This is a genomic window from Amycolatopsis orientalis DSM 40040 = KCTC 9412, assembly GCF_000478275.1.
GTDB lineage: Bacteria > Actinomycetota > Actinomycetes > Mycobacteriales > Pseudonocardiaceae > Amycolatopsis > Amycolatopsis orientalis.
This window is the reverse complement of sequence record NZ_ASJB01000064.1, coordinates 399,291-421,890: the sequence shown is the minus strand read 5'-3', so window position 1 is coordinate 421,890 and position 22,600 is coordinate 399,291. Positions and strand designations below refer to the sequence as shown.

The following is a 22,600-nucleotide window of genomic DNA, read 5'->3' as shown; positions in this document are numbered from 1 at the left end:
ATCCCGAAATGACGAAGGAAACCGAGGGCCGGGTCTGGCTGATCACCGGTTGCTCGGCCGGGTTCGGCAGGCAGCTCGTGCTGGCCGCGCTCGACGCGGGTGACCGAGTGATGGCCACCGCGCGACGTCCGGAGACGCTGTCCGAACTGGAAGAACTCGGCGGGGGCCGGGTGCGCACGGCCGCCCTCGACGTCACCGATCCCGCGCAGATCGAAGCGGCGGTGAGCGCCACCCTAGCCGCGTTCGGCCGGATCGACGTCGTGGTCAACAACGCCGGGCACGGATCCGTCGGCGCGGTCGAGGAACTCACGATGGCGGATCTGCGCTCGCTGATGGACGTGATGTTCTTCGGCGCCGTCGAGGTCACGAAGGCGGTGCTGCCCCACCTGCGCGAGCAGGGCAGCGGCGCCATCGTGCAGATGAGTTCGATGGGCGGGCAGCAGAGCCCGCCCGGATTCGGTGCCTACTGTTCGGCGAAGTTCGCCCTGGAGGCGATGTCGGAATCCCTGGCCGCCGAGGTCGCCCCCTTCGGCATCAAGGTGCTGATCGTGGAACCCGGCGCTTTCCGCACCGAATTCGGCGGTGACCGGATGCGGCGCTCGCGGGTGATCGAGGCCTACCGTGCCTCGACCGGCGCGATCCGGGATTTCGTCGAGGGGATGGACGGTTCGCAGCCCGGTGACCCGGCCAAGGCCGCCGCCGCGATCCTGAAGGTGCTCGACAGCGACAACCCGCCGCTTCGGCTCGCGCTCGGCGACGACGCTGTCGACGGGCTGCGGGCCACGCACGAGGCGAAGGCGGCGGAGCTGGCGGCGTGGGAGGAAGTGAGCCGGTCCACGGCGTTCTGAGCGGGTCAGCCCACCCAGCGCTGGATCGCGGCGTCGAGCAGCTTCCGCGTGTTGTGGTCGTCGGCGTCATCGTCGCAGGCCCAGGCGATGACGCCGTCCGGGCGCACGAAGAGACTCGGCAGAGGGGCAGGGTCGGCCACCGAGGCGACCCTGTCTTCCACACCGCGGATCGCGTCGGCGTACCGGCCGTCGGGCGAGCGGTCGACGAGGACGAAACGGCCATCGTGCGCGTGATCGGCGAGCCGGGTCCCGGAGGTGAGTTCGACGTCCCCGGCGATCGAGCCGACCGGGTCGGCGGTGTCCTCGGCGACGTCGTATCGCTGCAGGATCCCGGAGGAGAGCGCGAGCATGCGATCGGTCGCGCCGGGAACGGCGAACAACTCCCCGCCGACGACCTTCCGCAGCTGAGCAGTGCGCTCGTCGCCGCGCAGGAGTGCCACCTGCGCCCGCGTCCAGTCGAGGACCCACGCTCCGATGGGATGCCGTTCGGTCTCGTAGGTGTCGAGCAGTCCGGCCGGCGCCTGGCCGTTGACGGTCGCGGCGAGTTTCCAGCCGAGGTTCACCGCGTCGCCGAGGCCGAGGTTCAGGCCCTGTGCGCTGAACGGTGAGTGCACGTGAGCCGCGTCGCCGGCGAGGAAGACCCTGCCGCGACGGTAGTTCCGTGCTTGGCGGGCGTTGTCCGACCATCGGGTCGCCCGCCCGTGCAGACCGGTGATCGTCACCGGGACGCCGGTGACGTCCCGTACCGCGTCCTGCAGTTCTTCGACGGTCACGGGTGCGTCCTTGTCCTCGGGCTGGGGCGCGAACCGGGCGACGAGAACACGTCCGGGGACCGGCCCGTAGGTGTAGATGCCCCGGGGTGTCCAGGTCCATCCCCGCCGCAGTTCGCTCGGGTCGTCGAAGTCCGCGATGGCCTGGTAGCCCACCATCTCCGGATCGGTGCCCGCGAAGTCGACGCCGAGCCGTTTGCGGATGACGCTCCGTCCGCCGTCGGCCGCGACGACCCATCCGGCGGGGAAGTCGCCCGCGCCGGTCTCGACGATCACGTCGGCGTCGTCGTCGAGGCTCGCTCCGGTGCTCCGCAGTCCCCGCACCTCGACGCCGCGGCGGATCTCGACCCCCAGCCGGGCGCAGTGTTCGCCGAGCAGCAGTTCGAGTTCGTGCTGTGGCACCACGATCCCGTTGGCGACCGCGGTATGCGCGGCCAGCACCGGATCGTCCTGGTCGACCAGATCGGGCCGGAACATGATGCCCGCGAAATGCCCGATGACCGGGAACCGGCGGGACGTCCGCATCGCCCCTTCCGTCAGTTCGCGCACCATGCGGTTCGAGCGGCCGGCGGCGAAGGAGCCGGCGGCCGCCATGCGAAGGCGCTGCACCTCCTCGGCCGCGGGCAGCAGGCCGCGGCGGTCCAGGATCTCGGCGCTCGCGACGTTGATCGAGCCGGACTTGATCGTCGGATCCGGTTTCTCGAGACGTTCCAGGACGCACACCCGCACTCCGCGCAAGGCGAGTTCGCTCGCCACGAACAGGCCGGTGGGTCCAGCCCCGACCACGATCACATCGATCCGCCGCACAGTTCCTCCAAGGTTTACTCAGTAAGTTTACTTGGTAAGCTTAATGCGTAAAGGTAAGGTTGTCACATGGCGAAGCGGGGAGACCGAGGCGGCGCGAAGACGCGGGCGCATATCGCCTCGGTCGCGACCGGGATGTTCGTGGAGCGGGGTTTCGACGACGTCACCGTCGCCGAGATCGCGGCCGCCGCCGGGGTTTCGAAGGTGACGGTGTTCTCGCACTTCGACCGCAAAGAAGATCTGGCGCTGGACCGTCTCCCGGACGCGGTGAGCATCGTGCGGGCGGCGGTCCGCGATCGCGCGGACGACGTCAGCGCCCTTGAAGCGCTCCGCGGAATGGCCCTCGCGCTCGCGGACGAGCAGCATCCGCTGTCCGGGTTGAGCGAGGGTGCCGAGCCGCTCGCCCGAACCGTGGCGGGGTCGCGCGCGCTCATTTCCCGGCTGCGCGAGTTCGAGCACGAGATCGACGCCGAGCTGGCGGACGAACTGGAGAACGACGCCCGCTTCTCAGGCGACAGTGAGCTGACCGCCGCGCTGGTCGTCGCCGCGTACCGCACGGTCGTGCTGGCGACGGTCCGGCGCCGCCTCGCCGGTGAGGACCTCGCGGATCTCCTCGCCGCCCATCGTCAGCGGCTGGACTCCGCTTTCGCCGCGCTTTCCGCCGCACTCCCGGGCTGACGGGTCAGTCGTCCATCCTGGCGGCGAGGATCGCCGCGCCGGGGCCGGAAAGCTCGCCGAGCGCCGGGCTCCGTCCCGCGATGGCCAGCAGAAGCGGCTCGCCGTGGCCACGCACCTCCGGTCCGGATCCGGCCGACCAGCCGAGATCCGTCGCGACGAGCCGGAGCCCGCGCGCCCGCCGGTAGGCCTTGATCGGCGGGGCGAAGCGGGCGAAGGCCAAGGCGTGGCGCAGCCGTTCCGGCGGTATCTCGCGCGGAAGACCCAGCGGTCGCCGGATGTCCTGCTGATGGACGAGTCCGTCGAGCAGCGCCACCCGGCCACCGAAAGCGGCGGTCAGACCGCGCGGCTGGAGGCGTTCCTCGATCCGTGCGATCAGCTCGTCCGGTGTCCGATCGGGCTCGCGGGCGACTCCGAGCGCGTTCATCCGGTCCAGCCGTAGCCCGGCGCGGACGGCCTGGCCGAGCAGATCGCGGAGGCCCAGGTGGTCGTAGTCGACGACGTGGGCGACCACCTCCCGGACCGTCCACTCCGAACACAACGTGGGCGCGTTCCACTGCGCGGGCGTCAGTGTCCGGAGGAACGTGGCGAAATCCGCGCGTTCCTCCCGCGCGAGTCGTGCGACCGCGTTCACCTGACACCTCCAGGGGTCACTTGTAGTCGAGCCACCCGCAAACGTAGTAGTTCGTGTCCTCGTTCCGCTCGACATACCAGGAATAGACGACATCGCCCGCGAGCCTGCCGGTCCGCGCGTTCCGCTGGGTGATCTTGGCCTGCACGGTCACGGTTTCGGTCCGACGCTAAGCGGGGCTGATGAAATTCGGGTGAAGCGGATCCACCTCCGGCCCGGTGGTACTGGAGTCCGGGGGCTGAAGGGAACTTTCCCCGCATCTCATGCGGCGAAGGGCGCTTTCCTCGCATCGCATGCGGGGAAAGGGCCCTTCAGCCCGGCGACCACCCGCGTGAGTGCCGGTCGAAGGTCAGCAGTTCTCCAGGAAGTGCCGGAGTACCCGCGTGCCGAAGCGCAGACCGTCCACCGGGACACGCTCGTCGACACCGTGGGCCATCGCGCGGTAGGGGAACCCTTCGGGCAGCCACAGGGGAGCGAAGCCGTAGCAGTCGATCCCCAGCGGGCTGAACGCCTTCGCGTCCGTTCCGCCGCCCATGCAGTAGGGGACCACGACGGCCTCGGGATCCTCCGACCGCAGCGCGTCCGCCATCGCGTCGAACCACGGCGAGTCCACCGGCGCCTGTACCGGTGGCTGGTGCGCGACGAACTCGCGGGTGACGCCTTCGCCGAGCATCGCGTCGATCTCGGCGAGCAGCTCCGGTTCGGCGCCGGGCAGCACGCGGACGTCCACCTGGGCCTGTGCCGAAGTCGGGATCACGTTCACCTTGTAGCCGGCGTCGAGCATGGTCGGGGTCGTGCTGTTGCGGACGGTCGGCACCACCAGCGCACCCGCCGGTCCGAGCCGCGCGATCGTTCCGTCCACATCGGACAGATCGACCGGGACGCCGAGGGCGTCCCCGGTGCGTTCCAGGAACGCCCGCACTGTCGGGGTCAGCTGGACCGGCCAGCGGTGCGCGGCGATCCGGCCGAGCGCGGTGACCAGCCGGGTGACCGCGTTCTCGTCGTTGGGCCGCGATCCGTGCCCCGCGCGTCCCTTCGCGGTCAGCCGCAGATGCGCGGTGCCGCGTTCGGCCGTCGCCACCGGGTAGAGCCGCACGGTCCGGCCGTCGGCGGCGGGGACGTGGTAGGTGTAGGCGCCCGACTCGCTGATCGCGGCCGCACACCCGTCGAACAGGTCGCGGTGCGCCGCGGCGAGCCAGTGCGCGCCGTACTCGCCCTTGTCCTCCTCGTCGGCCACGAAGGCCAGGACGAGGTCCCGGCGCGGCCGCGCGCCGGTGGCGAGGGCGGCGAGCACCATCGCGCAGAAGTCCTTCATGTCCACCGCGCCGCGGCCCCAAAGGAAGCCGTCGCGGACCTCGCCCGAGAACGGGTCCACCGACCAGTCGGCGGCGTCGGCCGGGACGACGTCGAGATGACCCTGGACGAGCAGCGCCGGCAGGCTCGGGTCGGTTCCGGGGACCCGGGCGATCACGTTCGCGCGCCGGGGCGCGGACTCGATGATCTTCGAGTCGATCCCGATCCCGGAGAGCAGCGACGCGACGTACTCGGCCGCCTCCCGCTCGCCCTCGGAGTCCCCGTCGCCGCGGTTCGTCGTGTCGAACCGGATCAGCCGCGAACAGATCTCGACGACGTCCATGTCCGGCTCAGCCATAGATACCCTGCACCGCCCCTGCCGCGATCGCCGTGACGATCTTGAAGGCCTTCATCGCTTCCGTCATGTCCGGCGCGTCGAAGCCGACCCGCCGGATCCCGATCTGTTCCACCGTCGGGATCACCGCCGCGGCCTGCGCGAGGTGACTGGCGTCGAATTCGACCTCGATCCGGTGCGGGGTGGTGAACCGCTCGACCCGGCCCGCGCGGTTCATCGAGTCCGCCGCGGCGGAGGCCAGCAGTTCCGCGGTCCTGGCGGGCGGGAGGCAGATCGCGGCGTAGCGGCTCACGCACTCCTTCACCGTGACCAGTTCCGCCTCCGGCGCGTAGTCCTGGGCGTCGTCGCAGGCCTTGTCGTCACCGGAGACGACCAGCACCGGGACGCCGTACTCCGCGGCCATCGCGGCATTGAGCCTGCCTTCGCTGGCGGGGACGTCGTCGAGCCACACGCCGGTGATCTGGTTCTCCAGATAGGTGTGGGAGAGGACGCCGTCGAACCCGGCGCCGGCGTGGTAGCCGAGGAAGACGACCCCTTCCACCCCGGTGTCGATCCCCTGCATCATCGAAAGCGGCTTGTGCCTGCCGGTGAGCATGCGCGCCCTGCCGTCGAGGTCTTCGAGCAGGAGGTTCCGCTGGGACGAATGCGCTTCGTTGACCAGTACGTCGGTGGCGCCGGCGTCGAACAGCCCGGCGATGGTCGCGTTGACGTCACCGGTGAACAGGCGCCGGAATCGCTGCCACTGCTCGGTGCCGGGGATGACGTCCTCGGTCCAGGTGACGCCGGTGGCGCCCTCCATGTCCGCCGAGATCATGATGCGCATGCCGGGCACCCTAGCCGAGGCGCTTTGCCCTCGCCGCCGGGATCAGGGCCAGGAACCGGAACGCGGATAGGCGGCCCAAGCGCGCTCCCAGTCCGCGGCCCGGCGCCGGTCCAGGACCAGCCGGACGCCCCGGTGGAGCACGACGAGTCCCGCGACCACGGCGAACCAGAGCCAGAGACCGACGAGCACGGAATCGAACACGGCCGTGGACGCGGTCTTCGGGGCCGGGGTGAGGTCGCCGCGCGCGTCGATCCAGATCGGGACGGCCGATCCGGCGGGGCTGCCCGGGGTCGCGAGGACGCCGCCGGTGTGCCGGGCGCCGCGGCTGTCGGTCCAGGTCGCTTCGGTGGTGGAGTCGCCGGTCCCGACGCTTTCGCTGTCGACGATGCGGACGGGCGCGGCCTTCAGCAGGTACGCGGTGGCGGGCAGGCGACCGACGGCGTCCGCGGCGGCCTCGGCCACCTGCCTGTCGTGGTTGGCCGAGCCGACGGCGACCGCGACGGGGATGGCGAGGAGCGCGGCGAGGATGACGAGCTTCAGGAGGAGGGCCTCGAACCGGTCCGAGCCGCGCGCCAGCGAGTTGTGACCGGGAAAGAGCCGTCGCCGGAACCGGGCGATCGGACCACTGGACCCGTGCACGAGGAACCCCATTCCCTTCAGACCGCGAAAACCTCCGTCTCGGATTCTCGGTCACCGGGGCGCCGCTGTCGCGGTAGCGGGACACAGACCACTCTGTGAATCCGTACACAGCCGTTAATTCGTTTTGCCCTTCCGCGGCCACCGGCTACCGTTTCGGTCCATGGGGACTTTGTTCTACCTGTGATTCTCGCCTTCGACGCGGCCCTGGCGTAGAGCCTTCGCTCCGCCGGGCCGCGTCCTTCCGCGTGCGCTCTTCTTCTTTCGCCGTACGCGGAATCTTCCTGCCCGATCGCGATCGGCCGTGCCGAGAATCAGGAGGACGCCCTTATGCGTACCCCGTATCGAAATCCCGGAACACAACTCGTGCTCTCCGGTGTCACCAAACGTTTCGACGACCACGTCGTGCTGGATCAGGTCGGCTTCACCGTCAAACCGGGGGAGAAGGCGGGCGTCATCGGCGACAACGGCTCCGGTAAGTCCACGCTGCTGCGGCTGATCGCCGGCCGCGACGAGGCGGACAACGGCACGGTGACCGTCACCGCGCCCGGCGGCACCGGGTATCTCCCGCAGACGCTGGAGCTGCCCGACACCGCCACGGTCGGGGACGCGATCGATCTCGCGCTGGCGGACATCCGGGAGCTGGAATCCCGGCTGCGGGCGGCCGAGGCGTCGCTGGAGACCGCCGAAGACCTGGCGGCCTACGCCGATCTCACGACCGCCTACGAAGCCCGTGGCGGTTATGAAGCCGACGCCAGGGTGGAGGTCGCGTTGCACGGACTCGGGCAGCCGGGCCTCGATCGCGGCCGTCCGCTGGGCAGCCTCTCCGGCGGGCAGCGGTCGCGGCTGGCGCTCGCCGCCACCCTGGCGGCGTCGCCCGAACTGCTGTTGCTGGACGAACCCACGAACGATCTCGACGACGAAGCCGTCGCCTGGCTGGAGAACCACCTTCGCGGGCATCGCGGCAGGCTCATCGCGATCACCCACGACAGGATGTTCCTCAGCCGCGTCACCACCACGATCCTCGAGGTCGACGCCGACCGCCGCACCGTGCACCGGCACGGAGACGGTTACGCGGGCTACCTCGCGGCGAAGGAGGCCGCGCGCGCCCGATGGGTCCGGGAGTACGAGGAGTGGCGGCTGGAGAAGGCCCGGTACGAAGCACTGGCGGACGCCAACATCGACCGGTTCTCGGCGATCCCGCGCAAGGCGCCGGCGGCCTTCAGCGGGGCCGGCGCCTTCCGGGCCCGTTCCCGGGCGCACGGGGCGATGAGCCGGATCCGGTCGGCCCGCGAGCGGATCCAGCGGCTCGAAGCCGACCCGGTCCCTCGTCCGCCGGAGCCGCTCCGGTTCACGGCGAGGATCGCGGCGGGGGAGGCGACCGCCGACCGGCACGTGGTCAAGGTGGACGGCGTGTCGGTGGCAGGCAGGCTGCCGCGGACGTCGCTCCACGTGCAGCCCGGTGAGCGGGTGCTCGTGACCGGCCCCAACGGGGCGGGCAAGACCACCCTCATGCGGGTGCTCGCCGGTGAACTGACGCCCTCGACCGGGTCGGCGGAGCGGACGGGCCGGATCGGGTTCCTGCGGCAGAACGGCGGTCTGGCGGGCGACGAGCGGACCGTGCTCCAGGTGTTCGCGGCGGGCGGCGACGAGGAGGAGGCCGCCGGAAGGTTGCTGTCCCTCGGTCTGTTCCGGGCGTCGGACCTGCGCAAACCGACCCGGGAGCTGTCCGTCGGGCAGCGCCGCAGACTGGACCTGGCGCGGCTGGTGACGGCCAGGACCGATCTGCTGCTGCTCGACGAGCCGACCAACCACCTCGCCCCGGACCTGGTGGAGGAGATGGAGCGGGCGCTCGGGGAGTACGGCGGCGCCCTCGTCGTCGTCACCCACGACCGGCGGATGCGGCGGACGTTCGAGGGCAGGCGGCTCGAGCTGGCCACCGAACCGATCGCCGTCTGAGGTCCCGGCCGTGTCGCGCATAGTGAGACGGCGAACACCGAACCGAGCGCTCGGCGTAACCTTCCCGGATGCTCCGGTCACTTCGTCGTGGCCGTCCGGGGGCTTCGACGAAGACGTTGGGGAGATGATCGACTTGACCGGCAGCACGGTCCGCCACGCCGTCTACCTGCCGCCTTTCGGCCCGTTCGGTGAGCCCGCGGTGCTCGTCGACCTCGCCGTGCGGGCGGAGGCGGCGGGCTGGGACGGTTTCTTCCTGTGGGACCACGTTGTCGCGGACACGATGCCCATCGCCGATCCGTGGACGACGCTCGGCGCCATCGCGCACGCCACCAGCGGCCTGCGGTTCGGGCCGATGATCACCCCGCCCGCCCGGCGCCGCCCGTGGGTGGTCGCACGGCACGCGTCAACGGTCAGCAGGCTGTCGGGCGGACGGCTGATCCTCGGCACGGGCCTCGGCTCGGACGAATCCGGTGACTTCAGCCGGTTCGGCGAGCAGACCGACCTGCTGACGAGGTCCGCGATGTTCGACGAAGGTCTCGACGTCATCCGCGCGATCTGGTCCGGCAGGCGGTTCGACCACGACGGGGCGCACTACCAGGTCGCGCTGGCCGAGGCGCCGCCCGAGCCTTATCCGATCCCGATCTGGGTGGCGAGTTCCACCGACAACCCGCGGGTCGTCCGGCGGGCGGCGCTGTGCGACGGGATCTTCCCCAACCCCGAGGATCACACACCGACCGCCGAAGAGATCGCCGAGACCCACCGCGCGCTCGGCATGGCCGGGCTGGAGCCGGGCAAGCCGTTCGACGTCGCCGTCGCCGGGAACGCGAGTCCCGCGTGGGAGGAACCGATCAAGGTGGACCTGCCCGCGCTGGCGGGGGCGGGGATGACCTGGTGGATGGAATCGCTGATGCACCACGATCCGCTGGAGCTTTCGCAGAAGATCGTGGACGCGGGCCCGCCACGCTGGTGAGCGGGCGGTCCGCCCTCTGTCCATAAAGGACCATCGCGTCGTCCTTCCGTTGCATCCTCCGCAGGATCCCGTTGCTCCGAACGACTTCATCGCCCTTGCGGCGGCGTCCGCCTTTGATAGCGTCCTGCGAGCCAGCGACGCCGGGGGAGGGGCCGATGCCTGACGGGGCCGAACTCGACGGCCATCACGCGATGCGGCTGGAAACCGGGGTCGCGCTGATCAACGCCCTGACCGGGAAGTACGCCCACGGCCGGGCGAAACCTCTGCTCGGCGGGCGCGAGCTGGTCCGCGCCGCCGCGGACGCGATCGAGGGCGACGGCCGGGTCGATCTCCTCGCCGCGGAACGGTTGCGGGATCTCGCGTCGCGGCTGCGGGAGGTCGTCGAGGCGTTGTCCCGGAACGAGGACGATCAAGCGGCCGGGCTGCTCAACCGGATGCTCGCCGACAGCCGGGCGCGGCCGGTCCTGCACCGGCACGACGAGCGGCCGTGGCACCTGCACTTCCACAGCCCCGACGCCGATCTCGTCCAGCAGTGGGTGGCCGGGCTGGTGGTGTCCGTGGCCGCCGCTTTCGGCGAGCACATCCCGCACCGGGTCGGGCTGTGCGCGGCACCCCGGTGCGATCAGGTGTACGTCGACGCGAGCCAGGCGCAGATCAAGCGTTACTGCGGACTGGCCTGTCAGAACCGCGTCAAGGCCGCCGCGTACCGAGCGCGCGTACGCCGGTCAGACCCGTGAACCGGACGGCGTCGCGTCGATGTACCACTCACGGTTGAAGACGAGCCCGAAGAGCGGCGCGGGAAGCCGGGTCAGGACGCGCATCAGCGGCGCGAGCCTGCCGTTCCCCCGCACCTGGGAGGAGTGGGCGGCGATCGCGGCCTGCTTCTGACCCGCGAAGCGCCGGACGTCGAAAACGTGCGTGATCTCGGACCGGGCGCTGTAGGCGCGGAGCAGCGCGTCGATGTCGTAGCGGAACGGGATCCGCGCCAGCCGCACGATCCGCACCAGGCGCGCGACGGCGTCGCGGGGGATCGTCGCTTCGAGCAGCCGGACGTCACCGGCGAGTTCCGCCGCCCGCTTGCCGACCTCGTGCACCTTGACGTGGTCGGGGTGGCCGTAGCCGCCGTTCCGGTCGTAGCTGAGGAGCACGGACGCCTTCTCCTCGCGCAGGATCCCCACGAGCCGGGAGGCCGCTTCGTCGGTGCTCGCGCGGACGAAGCGGACCCAGCCCGGCGGGTCCGGATACAGGATCGGGCCGTGACCGCTGCCGGCGTAGCCGAGGTGCACGACGCGCGCGACGCCCAGCACCTCGGCGCTCGCCTGGAGTTCGGCCAGTCGCGGCGCGTCCTCGCCTTTCATGCCGATGGTGGCGGTCACCAGCACGACGCGGTGTCCGTCCGCGGCGGCGCGGGCGAGGGTGCCGCCGGTCAGCAGGGCTTCGTCATCGGGATGCGCGTGGAAGGCCACGATGGTCGTCACACGCCGAGCATGCCCGAGTCAGCGGAAACCGTCGGTGGTCGGCTCTTGACCGTCCGTCGCGCCCGTGGGTAATCTCTCCTTTACTTTCCAATAGTAAGGAAAGTTTCCTATTTAATACCCGCCGCCCTTACCCGTCGGCACACCGAAGCCGGTGCCGCCGACGCGAGAGGAGAAGCCCCATGCGCTGGGACAAGATCCGTCTCCGGGTGACGGCCGCGCTGGCCGCCGGACTGCTGGCACCGGTCGCCGTCGCGAGCACGTCGATGGCGACCGAGACCGCGGGAGAACCGGCGGCACGGGTGGCCGCGGCGCTACCGCCGGGCAGCCCCGCGGCGGTCAACGGACAGCTGAAGGTCTGTGGCCTCCAGCTCTGCAACTCCGCGGGCAAGCCGATCCAGCTCCGCGGTATGAGCACCCACGGAATCCAGTGGTACAGCCAATGCGTGAAGACCGCTTCGCTCGACGCGCTGGCCGGTGACTGGAAGGCCGACGTCCTCCGGATCTCGATGTACATCCAGGAAGGCGGGTACGAGACCAACCCGCGCAAGTTCACCGACATGGTGCACTCCTACATCGAGGAAGCCACCAAACGCGGGATGTACGCCCTGGTCGACTGGCATCAGCTCACCCCCGGCGACCCGAACGCGAACCTCAGCCGCGCCAAGACGTTCTTCACCGAGATCGCCCAGCGGCACAAGGACAAGACGAACATCATCTACGACATCGCCAACGAGCCCAACAACGTCAGCTGGGACCGGGTCCGCAGCTACGCGGAGCAGATGATCCCGGTCATCCGCGCCCAGGACTCCGACGGCGTCGTGCTGGTGGGCACCCACGGCTGGGGCTCGCTCGGCATCTCCGACGGCCGCGACGAGACCGACATCATCAACAACCCGGTGCGCGCCACCAACTTCATGTACACGTTCCACTTCTACGCGGCGTCGCACAAAACCGAGTACTTCAACGCGCTGAGCCGGGCCGCGAACAAGATCCCGCTGTTCGTGACCGAGTTCGGCACCCAGACCGCCAGCGGTGACGGCGGGAACGACTTCACCAACTCGCAGAAGTACCTGGACTTCCTGGCGTCGAAGAAGATCAGTTGGACCAACTGGAACTTCTCCGACGACGAGCGTTCGGGCGCGGTGTTCAAACCGGGCACCTGCTCGGGCTCCTCCTTCACCGGCACGGCTCCGCTGAAGCCTGCCGGTGTCTGGATCCGGGACCGCATCCGTACCGCGGACAACTTCCCGACCTCCTGATCCCGGCGGTGGGCGCGCGCGTGTCATGAGGGGTCCCCATAGGACGAAAAGTGTCCTATGGGGACCCCTCATGACACCCCCGGCCTCGGCGCTTCAGCCGAGCGGCTCGAAGTCGAGCGTCGCGAGACGATCCGGATCGGCGATGAGGTCGATCGCCGCGATCTTCCCGGCCACGACGGTGAAGGCGAACAGCGTCTGCGGAACGCCGTCCCTGGTGACGACCATCCCCGCCACCCCGTTGACCAGCACGGGCCGCAGTACCCCGCCGGTACCGGCCTGCCGGAACATGAGCGCCTGGCTCGCGACCGTGGCCGCCCCGCGCACCGAGCGCGTCGTCCCCGCCGGAACCACGCCGCCCTCGGCGCGGAGCACGACGTCCGGGTCGAGCACGGAGACCAAGGAGTCGAAGTCACCACCCCGCGCGGCGGCGAAGAACGCGTCCACGACTTCCCGCTGACGGGCCAGGTCCGCGTCGGGGACCGTCGGCGAACCCTGCAGACGGCGCCGGGCGCGGCTGGCGAGCTGTCTGGTCGCACCGGGGGAGCGGCCCACGATCGGCGCGATCTCGTCGAACGGCAGGGCGAACATGTCATGCAGTACGAACGCGAGCCGTTCGGCGGGGTCCAGCGTGTCGAGCACGACCAAGAGCGCCAGCCCGACCGAATCCGCCAGCAGGGCCTCGTGTTCCGGGTCGATCCCGCCCTCGCGGCCGATGATCGGGTCGGGAAGCTGCGCGCCGACCGGGTCCTCCTGCCGCGACTTGCGCGAGCGCAGCATGTCGAGGCAGATCCGGCCGACGACGGTGGTCAGCCAGCCGCCCAGGTTGTCGACGTCCTCGGTGCCTGTCCGGCTGAGCCGCAGCCAGGCCTCCTGCACGGCGTCGTCCGCCTCGCTCAGCGAGCCGAGCATCCGGTACGCCACCGCCCTCAGGTGCGTCCGGTGCCCTTCGAAACGCCGGGCCAGCCAGTCGTGTTCGTCCACGGTCCCCATCCTTCTTCACAGTCCGTCGTAACCCTGACGGATGGGGCACCGGAGATGTGACAGCGGCTAGGGACGTCTGGGATATCCGCCGTCGACCTCCTTCACCGGCTTGTGCGGGAACCGGCGTTCGGCGTAGGACTTCGCCGACGAACCCGGCTGCACGTAGAGCGTCTCGACCTTGTCCTGCAGTGGTTTGACCACGGTGCCGAGGAACCCGCGGCGGTCGTCGAGGTAGGGCCCGAGCACGTCCTCGCCCGCCGGGCAGACGGCCATGCAGTACGCGGCCTTGTAGTTCGGTTTGAACGCGAGGCTCTGCCACATCGACACGTTCTCCGAGTCGGTCACCCTGGACCGGAAGTCGGCGGCGTCCTCGCTGTCGGCCACGGTCTGCGCCCAGTCGGTGAAGCCGCTCATGAACTCGCGGTAGTTGTGGGTCGAGCAGGCCAGGAAGTCGAACTCGCCGGTCTTCGAGATCGCGCCGATCGGACAGGCCGCGACGCACAGCTTGCACTCGAGGCAGGGGTTGTAGTCGAGGGCTTCGCCGTGGGTGGACACCTCGGCGTCGAGCAGCAACGTCGCCAGGAGCACGAAGTTCCCGAACTTCGGGTGGATGACGTTGCGGTGCAGTCCCATCGCGCCGAGCCCGGCGGCGACGGCGACCGTCTTGTGCGCGACCACCCAGATCCGGCCCGGATAGTTCTCCATCTCCATCGGGAAGGTCGCGGACGGGTTGATCGCGCGGTACCCGGCGTCCTGCAACCTCCGGACGATCGTGTGCCCGGCCTCGTTGACGATCTCGCCGGTGCGGTGGAACTCCTGGTTGGCCACGCTGCGGGCGGGGGAGCGGACGTCGTCGCGGTTCATCCGCACCACCAGCGAGACCAGGGTCTTGGTACCCGGCAGCGCGCGCAGGACGTGCTCGCGTTCGCCCGCCAGATCCGGATGGTCCAGGGAGACCGCGGCCGCGTCGTCGGCGCCCGCGGCGAGACAGATCTCCTTGAGCCAGGCGGCGTCGATCACCGGCGACGGTTTGTCGCGCGGTTTGGCGAGGACGGCCCGCACCGACGGATGCCCCGCCAGTTTCCTGGGCAGCCGGTCGGTCACAGCGCCTCCAGGATGGTCGCGTTGGCCTGGCCGCCGCCCTCGCACATCGCCTGCAACCCGTAGCGGGCGCCGTGGTGGTGCAGGGCGTTGACCAGCGTGCCCATCAGCCGGGTGCCGCTCGCGCCGAGCGGATGGCCCAGCGCGATCGCGCCGCCGTGGACGTTGACCTTGGCCGGATCGGCCCCGGTCTCCTGCTGCCACGCCAGCACGACACTGGCGAACGCCTCGTTGATCTCGAACAGGTCGATGTCCGCCAGGCGCAGGCCCGCGCGCCGCAGCACCTTCTCCGTCGCCGGGATGACGCCGGTGAGCATGAGCAGCGGGTCCGAGCCGGTGACGGCGAAACTGTGCAGGCGCGCGCGAGGCCGGAGGCCGAGTCTGGCGGCGGTCTCGCTGGAGGTGATGAGCACCGCGGAGGCGCCGTCGTTGATCGGGCTGCTGTTGCCCGCGGTCACCGACCAGTCGATCTGCGGGAACCGCGCGGCCACGGCCGGATCCTGGAACGCCGGGCGCAACTGGGCGAGCGTTTCGAGATCGGTGCGGGGCCGGACGGACTCGTCGGTGGAGACCAGTCCCGAGGGCGTCTCGATCGGCACGATCTGGCTCGCGAACCGGCCGAGCCGGTGCGCGCGGGCTGCCTTCCGATGCGACTCCACCGCGAACTCGTCCATCGCCTCACGGCTCAGCGACCATTTCGCGGCGATCAGTTCGGCGCTGATCCCTTGCGGTACCAGGCCTTCCGGATAGCGCTCGGCGACGCCGGGGCCGACGGGGTCGGTACCGGGCAGCACGTTGGACCACATCGGGACGCGGCTCATGGACTCGACCCCGCAGGCGATCACGACGTCGTAAGCGCCGGCCATCACGCCTTGCGCGGCGAAGTGGACGGCCTGCTGGCTGCTCCCGCACTGCCGGTCGACGGTGGTCGCGGGCACGCTTTCCGGCAGCCCGGCGGCGAGCGCCGCCCACCGCGTGACGTTCTGGGCCTGTTCGCCGACCTGGTCGACCGCGCCGCCGATGACGTCGTCGATCAGCGCCGGGTCGACCCCGGTGCGTTCGACGAGCGCCCGCAGGGTGTGGGCCAGCAACTGGACCGGATGGACCTCGTGCAGGGATCCGCCGGGTTTGCCCTTGCCGATCGGGGTACGGACGGCATCCACGATGACCGCGTCGTGCACGGCTGCCTCCAGGGAGAGTTGGGATTTCCAACTCACTGTGGCACCGAGTGGGTTGGAAATCAAGACTCACTGGGTTTACGCTGGTCGCATGACCGAAGGACCGAGGGACTGCTCGATCGCCAACGCGATGGAGGTGATCGGGGAGCGCTGGAGCCTGCTCGCGCTGCGCGAGGTGTTCTTCGGGGCGCGGCGGTTCGACCAGATCGTCCGCAACACCGGGGCGAGCCGGGACATCCTGACCGCGCGGCTGCGCAAGCTCGTCGAGACGGGAATCCTCGAAAAACGGCTCTACGAAGAGCATCCGCCGCGGTACGAGTACGTGCTCACCGAGACGGGGCACGCGCTCAACCACGTGCTGCTGAACCTCATGGCGTGGGGCGACAAGTACGTCACGGAAGGGCCTCCGCCGACGGTGTGGCGGCATTCGTGCGGGGAGGAGCTCGCGCCGGAGACGGTCTGCGCGCACTGCCACGAACCGGTGCGGGAGAAGGACATGACCCTGGTCCGGAGCACCCGTCGCGTCCGGGCGTCGTGAGTGGTAATGACGGTTCTAACTGTCATTACCACTCACGAGGCTTCAGGGGCGAGCCTGCCATTCCCGGGCGATCATCCGCATCAGCGCGGGGTAGACGAACAGGTACCGGAACGGCTTGATGAACCCCATGTACGCCCGGCCGAACCGGCCGTTGGGTTTGACCAGCACCGCCAGCTGACCCCGGTAGCGCCCCGGCGCGTCCTCGATCCACGCGAGGTGCAGGACGCCGTGCATGGTCCGGTTCGCCATCTCCGCGGCGAATTCGCCGTCCAGCCGGTAGACCGGGGTGAACGGCAGCCAGTCCTCGTCCGGGCCGGTCGGCGTGTCGCGGAGGTCTTCCGGCAGGCGGTCGCGGAGCGATCCCACTCGCGTGTCCAGACCGGAATCCCTTTTGTCCAAACGGAAGAGCGCGCCCAGTTTCCATCGCAGTGACCACAGTGCCCGGACGATCACGGGCGCGCCGTCCGGGAAACGGCCGGACGCGAACTGCTTCACCAGTTCGGGGAAATCATCGGGGCCGCCGGGGGTGTCCAGAGCCCAGACGTCTTCGAGTTCGAAATCCCCGGCCACCTCGTGGATCCGCCAGGAACGGCCGGTGTGGGCCGTGTTCGCGAGTTTCATGCCGACACCAGTTGGACGATCTCGCGGGGGCGGACTTCGCGTTCGTCGAAGGCCACGTCCACGTCGGCCGAGCCGAGGGCCTGCATCGAAGCCGCTTGTGCCGCTTCGGATTCCCAGCGCGCGATCGACACCACGGCGTCGCCGGCGGCGGTGACCCAGCATTCGGCCGAGAGGCAGCCCGGAGTGGAGCGCAGCGCCTCGGCGACCCGGTGGACCCGCGAGACGAAGGCGTCGTGATGGTCGGGGTGCGGGTAGTGCGTTGCCACGAATCCGACGGTCATGTCGTTGTTTCCTCCCAGTGCGTTCCGCCATCTATACGGTAGCGTATATATCGCTGTCGTGGTGACGGCGTGACGGGGGATACGGTGATCACATGGCCGCTGAGACCCGGACACCGCCGCAAGCGTGGATCGACGCGGGGCTGCGCGCGCTGGCCGCCGGAGGCCCTGGCGCCGTCCGCGTCGAGGCGCTCGCGAAGACGCTGGGAGTCACCAAAGGCGGCTTCTACGGGTATTTCGCCGATCGCGGCGCGCTGATCGAGGAAATGCTGTCCACCTGGGAACGGACTAGCACCGGGGAGTTGATCGCGAGCGTCGAGCGCGAAGGCGGCGACGCCAAGGCGAAGATCCGGCGGGCGGGCATGCTCACCACCGAGCGTGTCCTGGCGGTCGACCTCGCCATCCGCGACTGGTCGCGCCGCGATCCCGACGTCGCCGAACGACTCAGGCGGGTCGACAACCAGCGGATGGAGTACCTGCGTTCCCTGATGCGCGAGATCTTCAGCGACGAGGACGAGGTCGAAGCCCGGTGCCTGCTGGCTTTCTCGCTGCTCGTCGGCAAGCACTTCATGGCAGCCGACCACGGCGGGCGCAGCCGCGACGAGGTCACCGAACTCGCCGGGACCCTGCTGCTCGGCAGTTAGGGGACGGTCATGGGCGTGCCCCGGCGTCGGTGGGGAGTTAACTCGAGTGTGGAGGATTTGGGACGTTGAACGTCCCAAATCCTCCACACTCGGACCCCGCAGCCACAGCGAGTGACCACATGAGGCGAAAGCGCGGCCCCGCGACGAAACCGTGCGTACTACTCAGATCGGCGGCTTCGGTCTCGGCTCACCTGCCCGACGACTCCCTGCGACTTTGCGGGACCCTGACTCTGAAGGTAGGGAAGGAGGCCTTCACGGACGGTGCCTGGGATCTTGGTGCGGCACGCGCCGCTAAAGTGATCGCATGGCGTCGGTCAAACAGTTCCAGGTCACCTTCGACTGCGCGGAACCCGAGCGGGTCGCCCGCTTCTGGTGCGAGGTCCTGGGTTACGTCGTTCCCTCGCCGCCGGACGGCTTCGCCACTTGGGACGAGTACGAGCGCACCCTGCCGCCCGAAGAGCAGGGTGCGTCGTTCGTCTGCAGCGATCCCACCGGGGTCGGCCCGCGGATGTACTTCCAGCGCGTACCCGAAGGCAAGGTCGTCAAGAACCGGGTGCATCTCTGCGTGCGGGCGGGTACCGGGCTCGTGGGCGACGAACGCCTCGCCACCCTTCAGGCCGAGGCTGAACGGCTGATCGCGCTCGGCGCGGTCCGCCAGCGCGTCATGCCGGCCGACGGCGTCAACGAATCCTGCATCGTGATGCAGGACATCGAGGGCAACGAGTTCTGCCTCGACTGAGCCGCTTACTCGTCGTCCTCTTCGGGGGTGGTCGGGACCTGTTTGCGCGCGACGTAGATGAGCAGCCCGATGATCACCACGGGGCCGACGAAGATGAGGATCTCGTCCCAGCCGCCCTGGTGCATCATCATCACCCGCGCCGCGATGGTCATGAGCCGGAGACCAGCGCGATCCCGAGCGCGGTGTAGCCGATCATCAGCGCCAGCATGGGGTATTGGCCCACCTTGACGTAGTTCGCGCGCAGCACGCCGACGGAACGATCATGTGCCGAGGTTACGGCCAGCACGTGCCCGGCGACGATTCCGGCGATCTGGACCAGCGCGATCATCCCGGTCGAGACGACCGTGTAGTCGATCGCGCGGCCGAAGCCCTGCTGTCCGGAGAACACCGCGAACGAGAAGTAGTGCGCGATCGTGTACCCGACCATGATCGGGATCAGCGACGGCGCGAACGCGGGATACGGATCGAAGCCGCGGCGCAGGTAGGGCCTGGTCAGGCCGATGGCGCCCGCGTAGGCGCCGTAGGTGAGCGCGATACAGGCCGCGAGCCCGGCGGTCCCGCCGAGGACGCCGGCGTCCAGCGACGTCCAGAACGGGAGCCGGGTCAGACCGTCGAACGCCGTCGAGCCGAGCACCACGAGGACCAGCGCGGTCAGCCAGGGCGCGGGGGAGAGGGTGAGCAACCCGTCCAGCGGGTTCCGGAGCACGAGCCGCCCATCGGCGCGCCTTCCGAAAGGGGAGAGGCCCGCGATCAGGCGCGCGTAGACCTCGAAGGCGTCGCCGCGATCGAACCAGCGCGGACCGAACACCACACCGAGCACAATGTGTATAACGGCATACACGGTGCAGAAAAGAGCGATCGCGCGGGGCGAGTCGGAGTGGGGAAAGACCAGTTCCAGCCAAAGAAACGCCAGGAGACCGGCGATCGCCGGCAGATAGCCCCATCTCTCCGGCGGTTCGCGGTGCCGGGCGGGGATCAGGGACGCGACCGTCCTCAGTGGATTCAGCCGCCGCCAGACCTGGCCGAGCGCCAGCGAGAGCGGCACCAGCCCGACCCAGAACCAGACGTAGAACCACGCCGGAGCCGGGTTGTCCGCAGAAGTGGCGGGGCCCGCCCAGGCCATGGCCAGGAACCCGGCGAACAGGGCCACGCCGAGCACACGCGACGCGACCAGGGTGAACGTGCTGTCGGCGATCCGTTGCAGGGACAGGGGAAGCGGGCGACCGGCGTCGGCGCCGCGGAGCCGGGGTTCCTTCCAGAGCGCGGTGAGCGCGAAGAAGGAGATCACGACAGCCGCCGCTCCCGCGTAGAGCGCGAGCCACAGCGGGACCGGCAGATCGGACCGGCCACCGAGACCGTGCGCCAGGATCATCCGCTCACCCGGAGCTTGGTCACCGCCGCGCCGCTCTTGTGCAGTTCCACCTCGAAGATCCCGTCGATGTTCGCGGTGAAGGCGACGGTCCCCGGAACCCCGGGAGCGAGCTGGGCCGCCTTGTCATAGCCGTGGACGTGCAATTCGTCCGCCTGATCGGAGGTGACCTCCAGTGCGACGTTCTCGCCGGTGCGCACCGCGACCTCTTCCGGGCCCGCCGTGCGCTTGCCTTCGGTGATCGAGAACTTCACCGTCCGGGTTCCGCCGCTCTGAGCCGGATTCTGGGCCGGTTCGGTGCCCGTCGAGCCGGAACAGCCCGTCACGGCCAGCAGTGCGGCCACGGTGATCCCGCAGATCCCGCCGATCCTCCGCATCGAGGTCCCTCCAAGTCGTACGCCCCGGCTTGCCTGTCCGGGACCTTGCCCCTATCGTGTTACCCCAAGGTAACAGTTACTTAGGTTAGCAGGAAGGCGAGCACGGTGTTCATGGCTCAGGAGAGCCCGCCTGCCGGCGGCGCGCAATTCGGGCAGATCGTCATCGCGGGCCTGATGTTCACCGCGGTCTTCCTGCCCCTGGCTGTTTTCGTCCTCCGCGAGCGTGCGGGGAAGCGGACGCTCTTCGGTCGCGTCGCCGACTGGATGGGTGACTTCAGCGGCCTGCCGCGCTGGGCGGCGCTGCCGATGTTCGTCGCCTTCCTGTCCGGGATGTCGGCCCTGATCGGGGTCTACTGGGACGTCCCGATCCACATGGAACTCGGCCGCGACGAAGGTCCGCTCGCGAATCCGTCGCACTACCCGATCTACTTCGGACTGATGGGCATCTTCGCCAGCGGCGTGCTCAGCGCGACCTTGGCGACCAAAGATCTGCCGAAGCGCACCTTCCGTATCGGCCCGCACTGGCGCGCCCCGATGGGCTCGATCCAGATGATGGCCACCGGTCTGGTCGGTATCGCGGGGTTCCCGCTCGACGACGTGTGGCACCGGCTGTTCGGCCAGGACGTCACCGAATGGGGTCCCACCCATGTGCTGATGATCGGTGGCGGCGTCTGCGTCGTCCTCGGTCTCCAGCTGCTGCTCGGAGAGGCCCGCCAGGTCGGTGCGACCGGACCGATCGTGCGCCTGCTCGGGCCGGTGCTCGCCGGTGCCTGGATGATGGGCGCGTCGGCGTTCCTGATGGAGTTCGACCTCGGCGTGCCGCAGTTCCCGATGTTGTCCCAGGTCGTGCTCGTCGGCCTGATCGGTGCCTGGACGCTGACCTACGGACGGCTGTCCTGGGGACCTGGCGGCGCGCTGATCGTCGTCGCCGTCTTCCTCGCCTCGCGCGCGTCCTTCACCGTCATCCCGCTGTTCGCCGACCTGCACGTGGCCTCGCTTCTGCCGTACATCGCCGAAGCGGTGATCATCGAGGTCGTCGCCCTGGTGATGCGCAACCGGCAGGGGTACTCGTTCGCCGCCGTCGCCGGCCTGCTCGTGGGGACGGCCGGGATGCTCGCCGAGGCGGCGTTCACCCAATGGCTGATGCCGAATCCGTGGTCGGCCGCCCATCTGCCGTTGTTCGTCCTGTTCGGGACCGGCGCGGCGATCGGGGGCGCGTTCGTCGGCGTCTGGCAGTACCAGCGGGTGGAGGAGACCGCGACCCTGGTGCCCGCGGTGGGTCCGCGGCACTCGGTCGGGCTCGTCGGCGCGCTGGGCGTGGTCGCCCTGATGTCGGCCGTCGCCGTCCCGCAGGATCCGGAAGCCGGCTTCACCGCCGATGTCCGGCTCACCGAGGCCGCGACCGGACTGCCGATCTCGAATCCGCACGGCGGCGGTGTGCCCCGGTGGGTCGACGCGACCGTCACGATCTCCCGGCCGGAGCTGGCCGACGACGCCGTGTGGCTGAACGGTTTCGCTTGGCAGGGTGGCGATTTCTTCACCGCGCCGCTGGAGAAGATCGGCGACGGCGTCTACCGCACCGCGCAGCCGCTGCCCGTGTTCGGCCAGTGGAAAACCGGGATCCGGGTGCACGTGCCGAACCGGATGATGGGGCTCGCGCCGATCTACGCGCCCGCCGACCCGGCGGCGAACGCTCCGGCGATCGACGCGGCGTCCGGGCCGAGGGCGTTCATGTCCGAGATCGAGTTCCTGCAGCGGGAACGGAAGTCGGAGACCCCGGCTGTGCTGTGGACGGTCGCCTACGCCACCGTCGGGCTGATCTTCGCCGCGATGTGGGCGCTGTTCGCGTGGCTCTACGCGTCCGCCGCCACGGCGCGGCGACGCAAGGTCTCCGTCGGCTGACCTGCCACCCGTCGCGTTTCGTCCTCTGGATGCGGTAGTTGCTTGCGCAAGTACCGCATCCAGAGGACGAAACGCTTTGCTCCCACTTCGTTCGCGCGTATCGATTGAGCATCATCGCGCGCAAGCGTTCTGCAAGCACGCTTCCCTTGAATACCCAGGACACTGCACGTGTTCCCACTTCACGCGTCGAATCGGTGACTCAACGCTACCTGGCTGAAACGCAAAGTAGCTGTCGGCCACGCGATGACGTCCGCCGTGCACGATCGGTATTGGCGAGTCATTGCGCGGTTACCGCGATATGTGGTTACTTTTCCGCCTCGGGGGTTGGGACACAGCGAATTTCGATGGGGTGGTCTTCGTGCGCACAGAGC

The 22,600-nt window shown here is 69.6% G+C and carries 25 protein-coding genes; 10 read left to right on the top strand and 15 right to left on the bottom strand.

Features of this window, described 5'->3' with window-relative positions:
* Positions 1-8 precede the first annotated feature (8 nt).
* Entirely contained in the window at positions 9-848 is an 840-nt protein-coding gene (locus L324_RS23625; RefSeq protein WP_037312456.1) for an oxidoreductase, read from the top strand.
* 5 nt (positions 849-853) lie between these two features.
* Here L324_RS23625 and L324_RS23620 read toward each other — a convergent pair whose 3' ends face one another.
* On the bottom strand, positions 854-2,425 hold the full coding sequence (locus L324_RS23620) for an FAD-dependent oxidoreductase (protein ID WP_037312453.1): 1,572 nt from the start codon (positions 2,423-2,425) through the stop codon (positions 854-856).
* A 66-nt stretch (positions 2,426-2,491) separates the two neighbouring features.
* Here L324_RS23620 and L324_RS23615 point away from each other — a divergent pair, with 66 nt between their 5' ends.
* Positions 2,492-3,100 (top strand): TetR/AcrR family transcriptional regulator, encoded by a 609-nt coding sequence (locus tag L324_RS23615; RefSeq protein WP_037312449.1) that lies wholly within the window; start codon positions 2,492-2,494, stop codon positions 3,098-3,100.
* A 4-nt stretch (positions 3,101-3,104) separates the two neighbouring features.
* On the opposite strand, the gene L324_RS23610 is transcribed toward L324_RS23615, so the two are convergent.
* The 5 genes from L324_RS23610 to L324_RS23595 all read right to left on the bottom strand — a co-directional run bounded on the left by L324_RS23610 (position 3,105) and on the right by L324_RS23595 (position 6,838).
* Entirely contained in the window at positions 3,105-3,731 is a 627-nt protein-coding gene (locus L324_RS23610) for a maleylpyruvate isomerase family mycothiol-dependent enzyme (protein ID WP_037312446.1), read from the bottom strand.
* Between the two features lie 16 nt (positions 3,732-3,747).
* Positions 3,748-3,882 (bottom strand): hypothetical protein, encoded by a 135-nt coding sequence (locus L324_RS43910; RefSeq protein ID WP_268871948.1) that lies wholly within the window; start codon positions 3,880-3,882, stop codon positions 3,748-3,750.
* Positions 3,883-4,077: 195 nt separating this feature from the next.
* Positions 4,078-5,379: a M20/M25/M40 family metallo-hydrolase gene (locus tag L324_RS23605; protein ID WP_037312444.1), complete on the bottom strand. Its 1,302-nt coding sequence runs from the start codon at positions 5,377-5,379 to the stop codon at positions 4,078-4,080.
* The gene (locus L324_RS23600) at positions 5,372-6,199 is read right to left on the bottom strand and encodes a M55 family metallopeptidase (protein ID WP_037312441.1); all 828 of its coding nucleotides are present in this window, start codon (positions 6,197-6,199) and stop codon (positions 5,372-5,374) included. The genes L324_RS23605 and L324_RS23600 overlap by 8 nt, the downstream gene beginning before the upstream one ends.
* Positions 6,200-6,241: 42 nt before the next feature.
* Positions 6,242-6,838 carry an Rv1733c family protein gene (locus L324_RS23595; protein WP_235783624.1) on the bottom strand — a complete coding sequence of 199 codons (597 nt, stop codon included), beginning with the start codon at positions 6,836-6,838 and terminating at the stop codon, positions 6,242-6,244.
* Between the two features lie 327 nt (positions 6,839-7,165).
* Between L324_RS23595 and abc-f the strand changes: the two genes are divergently transcribed.
* The 3 genes from abc-f (at position 7,166) to L324_RS23580 (ending at position 10,501) form a co-directional block, all read left to right on the top strand.
* Positions 7,166-8,794 carry a ribosomal protection-like ABC-F family protein gene (gene abc-f, locus L324_RS23590; protein ID WP_037312433.1) on the top strand — a complete coding sequence of 543 codons (1,629 nt, stop codon included), beginning with the start codon at positions 7,166-7,168 and terminating at the stop codon, positions 8,792-8,794.
* A gap of 124 nt (positions 8,795-8,918) precedes the next feature.
* Positions 8,919-9,764 (top strand): LLM class flavin-dependent oxidoreductase, encoded by an 846-nt coding sequence (locus tag L324_RS23585; protein WP_037312429.1) that lies wholly within the window; start codon positions 8,919-8,921, stop codon positions 9,762-9,764.
* Between the two features lie 155 nt (positions 9,765-9,919).
* Positions 9,920-10,501: a CGNR zinc finger domain-containing protein gene (locus tag L324_RS23580; protein ID WP_037312426.1), complete on the top strand. Its 582-nt coding sequence runs from the start codon at positions 9,920-9,922 to the stop codon at positions 10,499-10,501.
* Here L324_RS23580 and L324_RS23575 read toward each other — a convergent pair.
* Positions 10,490-11,242: a PIG-L deacetylase family protein gene (locus L324_RS23575; protein WP_037312421.1), complete on the bottom strand. Its 753-nt coding sequence runs from the start codon at positions 11,240-11,242 to the stop codon at positions 10,490-10,492. The genes L324_RS23580 and L324_RS23575 overlap by 12 nt on opposite strands.
* Positions 11,243-11,421: 179 nt before the next feature.
* On the opposite strand from L324_RS23575, the gene L324_RS23570 reads away from it, so the two are divergent.
* Positions 11,422-12,501 (top strand): glycoside hydrolase family 5 protein, encoded by a 1,080-nt coding sequence (locus L324_RS23570; protein WP_037312418.1) that lies wholly within the window; start codon positions 11,422-11,424, stop codon positions 12,499-12,501.
* Positions 12,502-12,594: 93 nt separating this feature from the next.
* Here the strand turns inward: L324_RS23570 and L324_RS23565 are convergent, their stop codons facing one another.
* From L324_RS23565 to L324_RS23555, 3 genes are all read right to left on the bottom strand, one after another.
* Positions 12,595-13,482 (bottom strand): sigma-70 family RNA polymerase sigma factor, encoded by an 888-nt coding sequence (locus tag L324_RS23565; RefSeq protein WP_037312415.1) that lies wholly within the window; start codon positions 13,480-13,482, stop codon positions 12,595-12,597.
* A gap of 66 nt (positions 13,483-13,548) precedes the next feature.
* The gene (locus L324_RS23560; RefSeq protein WP_037312413.1) at positions 13,549-14,586 is read right to left on the bottom strand and encodes a (4Fe-4S)-binding protein; all 1,038 of its coding nucleotides are present in this window, start codon (positions 14,584-14,586) and stop codon (positions 13,549-13,551) included.
* Positions 14,583-15,764, bottom strand: a complete 1,182-nt coding sequence (locus L324_RS23555; RefSeq protein WP_037312410.1) for a thiolase family protein — start codon at positions 15,762-15,764, stop codon at positions 14,583-14,585. The genes L324_RS23560 and L324_RS23555 overlap by 4 nt, the downstream gene beginning before the upstream one ends.
* Before the next feature lie 88 nt (positions 15,765-15,852).
* On the opposite strand from L324_RS23555, the gene L324_RS23550 reads away from it, so the two are divergent.
* Positions 15,853-16,299, top strand: coding sequence for a winged helix-turn-helix transcriptional regulator (locus tag L324_RS23550; RefSeq protein WP_037312407.1), 447 nt, complete (start codon positions 15,853-15,855; stop codon positions 16,297-16,299).
* A gap of 42 nt (positions 16,300-16,341) precedes the next feature.
* Here L324_RS23550 and L324_RS23545 read toward each other — a convergent pair whose 3' ends face one another.
* Both L324_RS23545 and L324_RS23540 read right to left on the bottom strand, forming a co-directional pair.
* On the bottom strand, positions 16,342-16,920 hold the full coding sequence (locus tag L324_RS23545) for a DUF2867 domain-containing protein (RefSeq protein WP_037312405.1): 579 nt from the start codon (positions 16,918-16,920) through the stop codon (positions 16,342-16,344).
* On the bottom strand, positions 16,917-17,201 hold the full coding sequence (locus L324_RS23540) for an antibiotic biosynthesis monooxygenase (RefSeq protein ID WP_037312402.1): 285 nt from the start codon (positions 17,199-17,201) through the stop codon (positions 16,917-16,919). The genes L324_RS23545 and L324_RS23540 overlap by 4 nt, the downstream gene beginning before the upstream one ends.
* Positions 17,202-17,293: 92 nt before the next feature.
* Here L324_RS23540 and L324_RS23535 point away from each other — a divergent pair, with 92 nt between their 5' ends.
* Together L324_RS23535 and L324_RS23530 are read left to right on the top strand one after the other, a co-directional pair.
* Positions 17,294-17,842: a TetR/AcrR family transcriptional regulator gene (locus tag L324_RS23535; protein WP_037312398.1), complete on the top strand. Its 549-nt coding sequence runs from the start codon at positions 17,294-17,296 to the stop codon at positions 17,840-17,842.
* A gap of 304 nt (positions 17,843-18,146) precedes the next feature.
* On the top strand, positions 18,147-18,581 hold the full coding sequence (locus L324_RS23530; protein WP_037312396.1) for a VOC family protein: 435 nt from the start codon (positions 18,147-18,149) through the stop codon (positions 18,579-18,581).
* A gap of 5 nt (positions 18,582-18,586) precedes the next feature.
* Here the strand turns inward: L324_RS23530 and L324_RS43115 are convergent, their stop codons facing one another.
* The 3 genes from L324_RS43115 to L324_RS23520 are packed head-to-tail and all read right to left on the bottom strand — an operon-like array spanning position 18,587 to position 20,327.
* A complete protein-coding gene (locus L324_RS43115) occupies positions 18,587-18,733 on the bottom strand; it encodes a hypothetical protein (RefSeq protein ID WP_162835874.1) in 147 nt (48 codons plus the stop codon).
* A complete protein-coding gene (locus tag L324_RS23525) occupies positions 18,730-19,953 on the bottom strand; it encodes a hypothetical protein (protein WP_037312394.1) in 1,224 nt (407 codons plus the stop codon). The genes L324_RS43115 and L324_RS23525 overlap by 4 nt, the downstream gene beginning before the upstream one ends.
* Complete coding sequence (locus L324_RS23520) at positions 19,950-20,327, bottom strand: cupredoxin domain-containing protein (protein WP_037312390.1); 378 nt, start codon at positions 20,325-20,327, stop codon at positions 19,950-19,952. The genes L324_RS23525 and L324_RS23520 overlap by 4 nt, the downstream gene beginning before the upstream one ends.
* Before the next feature lie 111 nt (positions 20,328-20,438).
* Here L324_RS23520 and L324_RS23515 point away from each other — a divergent pair, with 111 nt between their 5' ends.
* A complete protein-coding gene (locus L324_RS23515; RefSeq protein WP_235783623.1) occupies positions 20,439-22,229 on the top strand; it encodes a hypothetical protein in 1,791 nt (596 codons plus the stop codon).
* The last annotated feature ends 371 nt before the right edge of the window (positions 22,230-22,600 follow it).